Source organism: Dorea amylophila (genome assembly GCF_025567265.1).
GTDB lineage: Bacteria > Bacillota > Clostridia > Lachnospirales > Lachnospiraceae > Dorea_A > Dorea_A amylophila.
Genome location: NZ_JAOQJW010000019.1, coordinates 71,024 through 80,552 on the forward strand (window position 1 = coordinate 71,024; position 9,529 = coordinate 80,552).

The window sequence follows — 9,529 nt, forward strand, 5'->3', positions numbered from 1 at the left end:
GCCATGCACTTTTCTATTCCATAGAATAGCTGATCTTACATTTTTCTGTAATCTTCTGAGATGCTTCTTTTAATGCACCTTCTACGTCTGTTTTGTCAGACTGGCAAAGGTCAATAAACATTTCATTAAAGATATCTCTCATATCAGAAGTGTTGTATGGTCCCATCCACTGTCCGTCTGGCAGGATATCCAGAAGGAATGAGATATTTGGCATTGCTTCTTTGTATTTTTCGCTGTCTAATAGAGATTTTCTCGGTGGAAGCTGATTACATGCAATATTATGTTCTACCAGATTGTCCGGATTACTGAAGAATTCAATGAATTTCCATGCCATATCCTGATTAGCACTGTTCTTAGGAACCATTAATCCCCATCCTGTTTCTGATGCAAAGGCCATCTTCTCACCATACTGAGGAACCGGCACATATTCGAAATCTTTACCATATGTAAGGCTGTAAGTATCTGTTCCTTCTCCGATCGCCCATGATCCTACAGATGACATATATCCTTTATCTTTATATACATCATTGTAGCAATACTCACCGGCTGTCAGATTCTCAAGATCACATTCTCCGTCCTTTACCATGCTTACGATCTCATTCATTGCCTTGATTCCTTCCGGAGTTGCAAAATTAATGGAATCATCTTCTTCCAGATACTGTCCGCCCTGCTGAAGAATCATTGCAAGGTAGTTACAGATCAGAGCATCTGTATCGATCATCTCGAAACCTTTCATCTCTGATACATCCCCATTCATCTTTGATACCTGCTTGGATACGCTTCTCAACTCATCCCATGTCTTTGGATAAGCAATTCCAGCTTTGTCAAACAACTTTTTGTTGACAATCATTCCGCCATATTCCAGGTTGAATTCCATCGGAACACCATAATAAGTTCCTTCTTTTTTATAAATACCGGTTGTTGGTGCAAGATAATCTTCATCCAGCTCTTTTGCCAGACTCTCCGGTACTTCTGAGAGCGAATCTGATTCAATAAATGCAGGTGCATTTCCACCCCATACAGCAATAATATCCGGTCCTGCTGTTTTTGAAGTCAGTGCAGTCTGAATCTTGTCATTGTAAACTTTGTACGGATAATCTTTTACAACAACTTTATAGTCCGGATTTTCTTTCTCGAATTTTTCTGCTACTTTCTTGTAAGATTTTACCCATGGTTCATTTTCATGGCACCAAAAAGTAAGGGTAGTTTTTCCATCAGATGATTCTTTTTTATCATCTGATTTTGATCCGCATCCTACGACGAGTGATGCAGTCATTGCAACACATAAAAGTGCGCTGATGAATTTCTTTTTCATAATTTTCTCCTTTTCTCTTCTTTACAAATGTCCCAAACATTTTTCATAATCCATTTCTTATTATAACCAAGTCTTTCGGCACTCTCAAATTGATTATATTTATAAATTATATCAATTTATAAATCTTTTCTATAATTCCAACGCCTATTCCCGGATTCTTTCCCTCTATCAGATACTTCTTTAATTTTTTTCTCAGACCTGTGTCTTCCGGATACTGCTGTTTATCTTTTTTTACATCTAAAAATACTCTTTGTTCCGCCTGTGGATACGTTTCGTAGACCTTCACGATCTCGAACATATCCTGGAATTTCAAAATATTGCTTTCTTCTCCAAGCACTTCTTTCAACCTTGGGGATAACAGCCATGAATCACACATATAGATATGCCTTTTGCTATCATCCTCAAAGAAGTATTCAGCCATCTTAAATGACTCCAGGCATTTTTCATGATCCAGCGGTTCTCCGGCCGGGATATGTACATTGAGAACCTCCGTTCCTCGCTTTAATATTCCTGATTTACATTTCAGATTTTCCTTCAGTATATACGGTTCGAACTGCAATCTTCCTAGTCTGAAAAGATTCATTTTAACAGACTGTGCGATCCATCCGATCTCTTCCAGTCCATATATCTGATATTTGCGGTAACACTCTTCGCACCAAATGGTAATATCATAAAATGTCTTGTCAAAAATCTCGCCGGCAATCCCTTTTTCTTTATACACTTCATATGTTTCACAGCACAACATCAGATAAAACTTCAATGCCCATTCATATTTGTTCTCCCGATTCTTCCATTTATCAATAAATTCTTCCAGATTTCTATCAAAAATCTGTTTCTGCTCCTGATACTCTGCTTCTGTAATCTTTATCTGATCTACCGCCTTTCCTGCTGCTTCCGGCAGTTTGATTCTTTTTTCCAGTTCCTGTATATTCATCATAATTCCTTCCTTATCTATTTCTACTATGATCTCTATCATAATTTCTAACTGCTTCCATAAACCAGTCAATCTGTACCGGATCCGTTTTTTCCGGAATATCACATCCTGTTGCCAGATGATATCCCCTTTTTGCTTTTTCCCCGGTCTGTATACATGCTGCAACCGCCCGATCGATCTCTTCTTTTGTCCCATTCATTACAACCTGCACAGGATCTACATTGCCTGCAATCGGGATCTGATTTCCTATTTCCTCTACTGCCCGCTGCAGATCAATAATATTATCCAGACTCAATTCGTTCAGTTCGTATTGTACAAGATACTTCCATATACTGTATGTATTGCCGCACATATGAAGTGATACTTTCTTTCCTGTCTTTTTCACGGTATAGTCTGTCAGCTGCTTTGTATATGGGAAGACAAATTCCTCGTACATCTTCGGTCCGATCAGAGCCGGATTTGCAACCGGATCTGCCATTGCAATCCCCATTCCATATTCTGCTGCCATCTCAATACAACTCATCTGCGTCTGCGTGATAATTTCCAGAAGTCTGTGCACCTCCTCTGGTTTCTTCCTGCAGTCCCTAAGCAGATATTCCACACCTTTAAGATTCGAAGCAATCGTAAACGGTCCTCCGATACTTGCTTCTAATGGCACAAGATTTTCTGCTTCTTTGCTCAGTATATCTGCCGCCTGCGCAAACACCTGTATCCTGTGATTCTTTTTCACATTGACCGGTTCCATACGGTCTAAGATACCATAATCCGTAATATACGGACTCTCTATGTATGGGATTCCATCCTTCGGATAAATAAATGTCCCACCCAGAGCTTCCACGATTCCTCTTGTATTCGGCCCGAGAACTATCCTGTCATATCCCCATCTGTTAAATGCGATTCTCTCTGCCTGTGCAATCTTTTCTGCATCAAACCAGAAGTCCCGGATACTGATGCCGCTTAAATAACATTTTAATTCTCCCATAAATGGGATTGTGATCACTCGATCCACCATTTTCCCTTCTCCTGCCGACGTAATCCGTTCCGCCGGTGTCATCTGGTCTTGTCTGTTTTTTTCTAATCTCATGTTTCCTCCCGGATAAAATTTCTGTCAAATTTTTCTGTCTTTTATTATACCTGCTTCACAGTCTTGTTCAATATCGTCTATACTATTTTTTCTCATTAATTTTATTTATATTTTGCATTATTTATAAGTATTTTCAATTAGATATTTCTAGCTTTCTCTGACATTTCCTTTCATTTAAGATATAATAATATTATCATAATGCTAAGAATCTGCCATTGACATTTTCTTAATGCATACTACAATAAAAGGAGTGTACTTATTATGCACAAAGATGATCAAATGACACCAAAGGAGCGTGCTTTCGCCCTCTTCGCCGGAAAACCCGTAGACCGTATGCCTATCAAGCTTTTTTCTCCGTACATCGGAATGAACTTTGGAGCATCTTACCAGGATGCTTTTGTAGAGGCGAAATCCCGTGCCCACTGGCTCATTGAAAGTTACAAACGTTTTGGTCAGGATGGCTTAAGCGTTAATTACCGTATCGATGGTATTCCGGTTGCGTTCGGTGCCGCATCTACTTATGATGCATTCGGAATTCCGATCATCAAGGAATCTGTTCTGGAAAATATCGGTAATGTTGACCAGTTAGATCTTGAAAAACTTCGTTTTGAAAATGACCATAATGCCCAGGTTGCTTTTGACGCCGTCCGCTATATCCAGGATGAATTGAATGATGAGATTTTCACCGGAGTAGGACTGATGGGACCATTTACGACCGCTGCCAACCTTGCCGGCACAGAAAAAATCTTAAGAGCTATGCGCAAAGACAAAGAGAATCTTCATAAGCTACTTGACTTTGCTGCTGACGCAACGATTGAAGTCGGACGCAAGTTCGTAGAAAATAAAATCGGTATCGGTCTTGCCGAACCGACCGCTTCTTTGTTATCACCAAAACAGTTCCGTGAATTTGTCATTCCATACTATGTAAAAGTTATGGATAAATGGAAAGAATGGGGCAGCCGTGGTTCCGGCTTCCATATCTGCGGTGACACTACCAAACTGTTAGAAACCTTCCCTGAAATGGGTATCCGCGGCATCAGTATCGACAGTTCTGTTGATATCGCTTACGCAAAAGAAACAGTCGGCGATAAGCTTTCTATTATGGGAAATGTATCCCCTATGGAAATCTTAAACGGTACTCCTGAAAGTATCGAACAGGCTGTTATCGACTGCTTCCGCAAATGCTGGGACAACCCTCGCGGATTCACGATTGCACCTGGATGTGATATTCCGGTTACCGCTTCTCTTGAAAATATCGATGCTTATATGCATGCAGCAAGAAAATGCGCAAAATATCCGGTTCAGCCATCAAACTGGGAATAAAGGCTAATAAAGCTTGTGAGTAAAGACATTTTTTCACTCACAAGCTTTTTATAAGATATGATATGCCAAAATCACCCATAATATATTCTATAAATCACTCTTATAGTATGTGGACTTCCTTCATAATTCCATTCTTCATCCTGTAATCCAGATTTTTTATGCACATCTGTCCTGCAAAACGTATTTTCCCTTTCATCTGAATGCATGCTTCCGCATAACTTAATGAATCTTCTTCCTGACTTCTATCATCATGAATCTGGCAATCAATTAATTTCGCTTTCCCCGTTCCAAGAAGTGCGAATGTCGTCTTCGGACAGAGGAGAATCATTGTATGCTCATCTGCCAGTTTTCCCGCCTGTTTTACAAAATCATAAGTAAAAAGATCCACCATCTGTTCGGCCATTTTCGGTCCCAGAATGTTGACACCACCGGAAGAATCCGCATAACTGATAAAGTCTGCCCCTTGTTCTTTCGCTAGTTTCATATAAGAAAGTATCTCTTTTCCTAACTTCGCAAATATCCGTGCCATAAGTTCCGGTTTTTTCCGCATCCCTTTGAACACATATTTAGGATCGATCAAAACATTCAATATCGTCAGAGGTCCTGAAACTTCAAATACAACGTGTTCTCCTTTTTCATACAATATACGGCAGGCTTTTAAAACCTCCTGTATTCTCCCTTTTTCGAAATCAATTGCCGGAAGTTCTAATATTTCTTCTATATCCGTACACAGATATTCTTTCGCTCTCGGTCCGGTCTTCTCATTTCCATAATTAATGATCCCGCCCATCGCCTCTGCTTCAACGGTATGGCAAAACGGAAGTTCACAGAACGGCGCCTTGTCGCATTCCTTAAGTACTTGTGCCAGTTCCGCCATCGTTTCCGCATGCTTATATGCATCCGGGAACTTCAGATTTGTTTGATTTGTTACCGCTTCACGGATGCCTGCTGAATTTCCATATGTGCATTTAAAATCCTGAATCATTCCGTAATCTCCGACTCATCCGGGAACATCAGGCAATCTGCAAACAGTCGCTCATATCCTTCCGTTGCTCCCAGTTCCATATATTCCATATGATGTGCCAGTTCTTCCATCTCCTGTTTCGCTTTACCGGACATCAATGCCAGATAAGCTCCTGTTTTGGAAGAGTTTCCCACATAGATCAGTTTGTCTTTCACTTCTTTCGGTAATATTCCGGTTCCGATCAGACTTTCTGCCGGAAGATGTGCTCCAAACTGACCGGCAATCATAACCTGATCCAGATCTTCCATTGTCCTTCCTGCCTTTTTCAACAGTGCATAGAATCCTGAAAGGATTGCCCCCTTTGCCAGCTGGACCTGCCGGACATCACCCTGTGTGATTCTAAGTCTTTCCGTCATCTTGAATTTACGCTTTCTGCCATCTAATTCTAACATCGGATAACGGTAATCTTCTTCACTGATATCCTTCTGCTTTATAAATGCACCATCTTTCTGGATCAGTCCGGTTCTTCTAAGTTCTTTTACTACCGCAAGGATTCCACTACCACAGACCCCTTCCGGTTCCTCTTGCCGGTATTCTTCCTGCCCGATTATCTGCAGTTTCACTCCCTGTTCTGTGATCTTTACATCCTCGATCGCACCGGCCGCCGCACGCATGCCGGAACTGATATTCATTCCTTCCAGTGCCGGACCTGCCGCACAGGAACAGCTGAGCAGCCTTCCATGATCTGAGAACACAATCTCTCCATTCGTTCCGATATCTATAAACAATACATTCTTCTGTTGCTTACGGAGTTCGCAGACATATGCCCCCGCAACAATATCCGCACCGATATAAGCAGATACCGATGGCAGACAATAAAGCCTTGCACCTTCTCCTGCCTGAATGCCGATCTCTGCTGCACGCAGATTCTTTGATTTTACGAATGCAGGAGCATACGGTGCTCTTCCGATAGATCTGGCAGATACACCAAGCAGCATATGCATCATCGTACAGTTCGCCGCCACCGTAATCTCATAAATATCATGCTTCTCAATTCTGCCCTTTCCCGGCACCTCTGTTTTTCTGCAGACTTCGTCTAACATTTCATTAATGGAATCTGTAATCGCTTTCTGCAAATGTTCTTTTCCATCCTCCGGATGCTCGGTCTCATAACTGATCCTGGTCAGAACATCCAGACCAAACTCCTTCTGAGCATTGATTCTTGACGCGGTTCCCAGTTCTTTTCCTGTCATCATATCAATCAGTGAAGTTACTACCGTTGTCGTTCCGATATCAATTGCCACACCATAAAGATAATCTGTCTGATCACCGGGCTCAAGTGCCATAAGGCTTTTCTCTGACCAGATGACTGCCGTATAAGTCCCTTCTGCTAATTCCAGATGCTGTAGCAACGAAAATGGAATCTCTACATTTCCCAACTGGCTCAGAAGCTGATCTTCCATGGATGTTTGGTCTTTCAGATTCGGTTTTCTGATATGGATCAATTGCTTTTTGAGCTCTGTATGCTTCTCAAATTCCGGAACATAACCTTCCGAAAGAACTTCAGTCTTTTTCTCTTTCTGCAAGGTTTCCACTTCTAATTCTTCTTCCGGATAGACCATACAGGAAAGCCGGATTCCACGCGCCAATTCTTCTTCACTTAAAAAGTGCCTTTCCGTTTCTGTGACTTCACCTGCGTCACCACTTAATATTTTCACTTTACATTTTCCGCAGATTCCTTTTCCATTACACGGATTTTCTACGAATCTTCCTTCTTTTCTTAATTTTTCCAGAAGATTTTCTCTTTTCATATTTTTCATCGTCATTTCGTAATTTACTGTCTTTCTTTCAGACTTCAACTTTTTCTTCTGTTGCTTTCCGGATTCCCAATCTGATTGCCTGAATATTCGTAAGTGGTGATTTTGTTCCCAGACCACATGCCGGTGAAATAATCCCGGAACCATCTCTCCAACATTTGACTGCTAACTGTTCCACTTTCTCCGGATTCCCAAATTCCAGTGTCCATGTGCTGACATTTCCCATCAGCACATGCTTTTTCAAATGCTTCTTCGCATCGCTCATCGCTACACAGGAATCAAAACTCAGCACATCCGAATGGATCATTTCCACCTGCGCATACACATTTCTCATCTGCCCGCAGATATGTACGATCACACCCATCTTTTCTGCCTGGAGATGGTCAATGATACGGTTAATGTAGTGCACCGCATATTCCTCAAATAATTTTGGTCCCAGAATCTCTCCTGTTCCGCTCGGATCCGAAATCGCTATAATATCCGCCCCTGCATCAATCTGCGCTCTCGCAAAACGGATGATCTCATCTGCTACCAGTTCCATATATTTATGGGCATCTTCTCTTTTCTTACGCAGCTCTTTATAAAATATCACCGGCTCCATTACCGAACTTGCCGTACTGACCGGTCCTGTAATATTTCCAATGATCGGCACATCCAGATTCCTCGATTTCAAAATGCGGATTGCATCCAGTACAACCTTGACTCTCCCGTAATTCATATCCATCGGCCTGATTTTCTCCCATTCTTTCACCGAATGCAAGGCATATTCTGTCACATGAGGCTCATGCACCCTGTCTCCCAATGTGACTTTTGCACCCATGGACTCTGCCTCGATCGTCATGCAGAATGGAACACCTACATTCTCAAAACAGCCATTTTCATAATTGGCCTGTGCAAGATCCGCCATCATCTCTGCATTCAGATGTGCTTCCGGCCATGTAATCCCAGATTTGTCCATCAAATCTGTCGTAATCATATTCATCATTCCGCCCGGACAGATACATGGCGGCCGGTCTGTCTTTTCATGATGTAACGCTTTTTTTAGTCTTTCTTTTTCATTCATTGATTACTTTTTTTCCTATCTGATATCTTCTATTCGGATGAATAACTTTACAACCTTAACGTGCTCACTTTCATAACATACTATGCAATATTCAGTAATTCTTTTGCAACTCTGACTGCTTCTACTGCATTAACAGAATAGCCATCCGCTCCGATATCATTTGCATATTTCTTCGATACCGGACTTCCCCCGACCATGACTTTCACATTATCCCGGATTCCTCTTTCTTTCAAAAGTTCGATGATATCTTCCATACCGCTCATTGTGGTCGTCATCAGTGTGGAAATGCACACCAGTTGTGCCTTTAATGCTTCTGCCTGATTCACAAATTCTTCCGCCGGCACATCTCTTCCAAGATCATGCATCTCAAATCCTGCAGTTTCCATCATAATCTTAACCAAATTCTTTCCAATATCATGCGTATCCCCTTCTACCACTCCGATAACTGCAACCGGTTTTGCAGCCTGTTCCTCTTCGTCCGGCAGATACGGTCTTAATACCTCCAGTCCGGCATACATTGCATCGGAACACAGCAGAATATCTGTCACAAAATACTCTTCCTCTTCGAACAACTCACTGGCCTTATTCATACCATCTACCAGACCTTCCATGATTCCATCCAGTGCCGGATAACCTGCTTCAATATATTCTTCCGCTACATCAACAACCTCTTCATCCTCCATTTCCAGAACACATTCTGAAAGTTTATTCAATAATTCTTCCTTTGATGTCGTCATCTTCAACGTCCTCCCAATATTTTTCTTAGTCTTCTCATTATCTTTCATCCAATTCTACTTTCATTATAAATTTACACGTTTCATTTTGCAATAATAATTCATACCTAAAGCATCTTTATCTTATTACTATTGATTAGCTTCCATGAAATTGGTATTTAATTTATTAACGTAGTTGACCTCTCGATCCTTGAAGAAAACAGTATAAAGTGGTTCTGGTTCAGGTTCCATGCTCTAAGAAAAACTAAGAGAGCCAGAATCTCCTAAAAGCAAAGGAACTACGCTCAAACTCGGC

The 9,529-nt window shown here is 41.3% G+C and carries 8 protein-coding genes; 1 reads left to right on the plus strand and 7 read right to left on the minus strand.

The window, feature by feature from the left end; genetic code table 11:
- Nucleotides 1-13 precede the first annotated feature (13 nt).
- The 3 genes from OCV72_RS12340 to OCV72_RS12350 form a co-directional block, all read right to left on the minus strand.
- Entirely contained in the window at nucleotides 14-1,315 is a 1,302-nt protein-coding gene (locus OCV72_RS12340) for an ABC transporter substrate-binding protein (RefSeq protein ID WP_055284145.1), read from the minus strand.
- A gap of 106 nt (nucleotides 1,316-1,421) precedes the next feature.
- Entirely contained in the window at nucleotides 1,422-2,291 is an 870-nt protein-coding gene (locus OCV72_RS12345) for an acyltransferase domain-containing protein (protein WP_242859258.1), read from the minus strand.
- A complete protein-coding gene (locus OCV72_RS12350) occupies nucleotides 2,263-3,333 on the minus strand; it encodes a uroporphyrinogen decarboxylase family protein (RefSeq protein WP_055284146.1) in 1,071 nt (356 codons plus the stop codon). The genes OCV72_RS12345 and OCV72_RS12350 overlap by 29 nt, the downstream gene beginning before the upstream one ends.
- A gap of 261 nt (nucleotides 3,334-3,594) precedes the next feature.
- Between OCV72_RS12350 and OCV72_RS12355 the strand changes: the two genes are divergently transcribed.
- Nucleotides 3,595-4,656 carry a uroporphyrinogen decarboxylase family protein gene (locus tag OCV72_RS12355; RefSeq protein WP_055284147.1) on the plus strand — a complete coding sequence of 354 codons (1,062 nt, stop codon included), beginning with the start codon at nucleotides 3,595-3,597 and terminating at the stop codon, nucleotides 4,654-4,656.
- A 100-nt stretch (nucleotides 4,657-4,756) separates the two neighbouring features.
- On the opposite strand, the gene OCV72_RS12360 is transcribed toward OCV72_RS12355, so the two are convergent.
- From OCV72_RS12360 to OCV72_RS12375, 4 genes are all read right to left on the minus strand, one after another.
- On the minus strand, nucleotides 4,757-5,641 hold the full coding sequence (locus OCV72_RS12360) for a uroporphyrinogen decarboxylase family protein (protein ID WP_055284148.1): 885 nt from the start codon (nucleotides 5,639-5,641) through the stop codon (nucleotides 4,757-4,759).
- Nucleotides 5,638-7,431 carry an ASKHA domain-containing protein gene (locus tag OCV72_RS12365; RefSeq protein ID WP_242859259.1) on the minus strand — a complete coding sequence of 598 codons (1,794 nt, stop codon included), beginning with the start codon at nucleotides 7,429-7,431 and terminating at the stop codon, nucleotides 5,638-5,640. The genes OCV72_RS12360 and OCV72_RS12365 overlap by 4 nt, the downstream gene beginning before the upstream one ends.
- Before the next feature lie 37 nt (nucleotides 7,432-7,468).
- The gene (locus tag OCV72_RS12370) at nucleotides 7,469-8,500 is read right to left on the minus strand and encodes a uroporphyrinogen decarboxylase family protein (protein ID WP_055284149.1); all 1,032 of its coding nucleotides are present in this window, start codon (nucleotides 8,498-8,500) and stop codon (nucleotides 7,469-7,471) included.
- 80 nt (nucleotides 8,501-8,580) lie between these two features.
- Nucleotides 8,581-9,237 carry a corrinoid protein gene (locus tag OCV72_RS12375; RefSeq protein ID WP_055284150.1) on the minus strand — a complete coding sequence of 219 codons (657 nt, stop codon included), beginning with the start codon at nucleotides 9,235-9,237 and terminating at the stop codon, nucleotides 8,581-8,583.
- Between the last annotated feature and the right edge of the window lie 292 nt (nucleotides 9,238-9,529).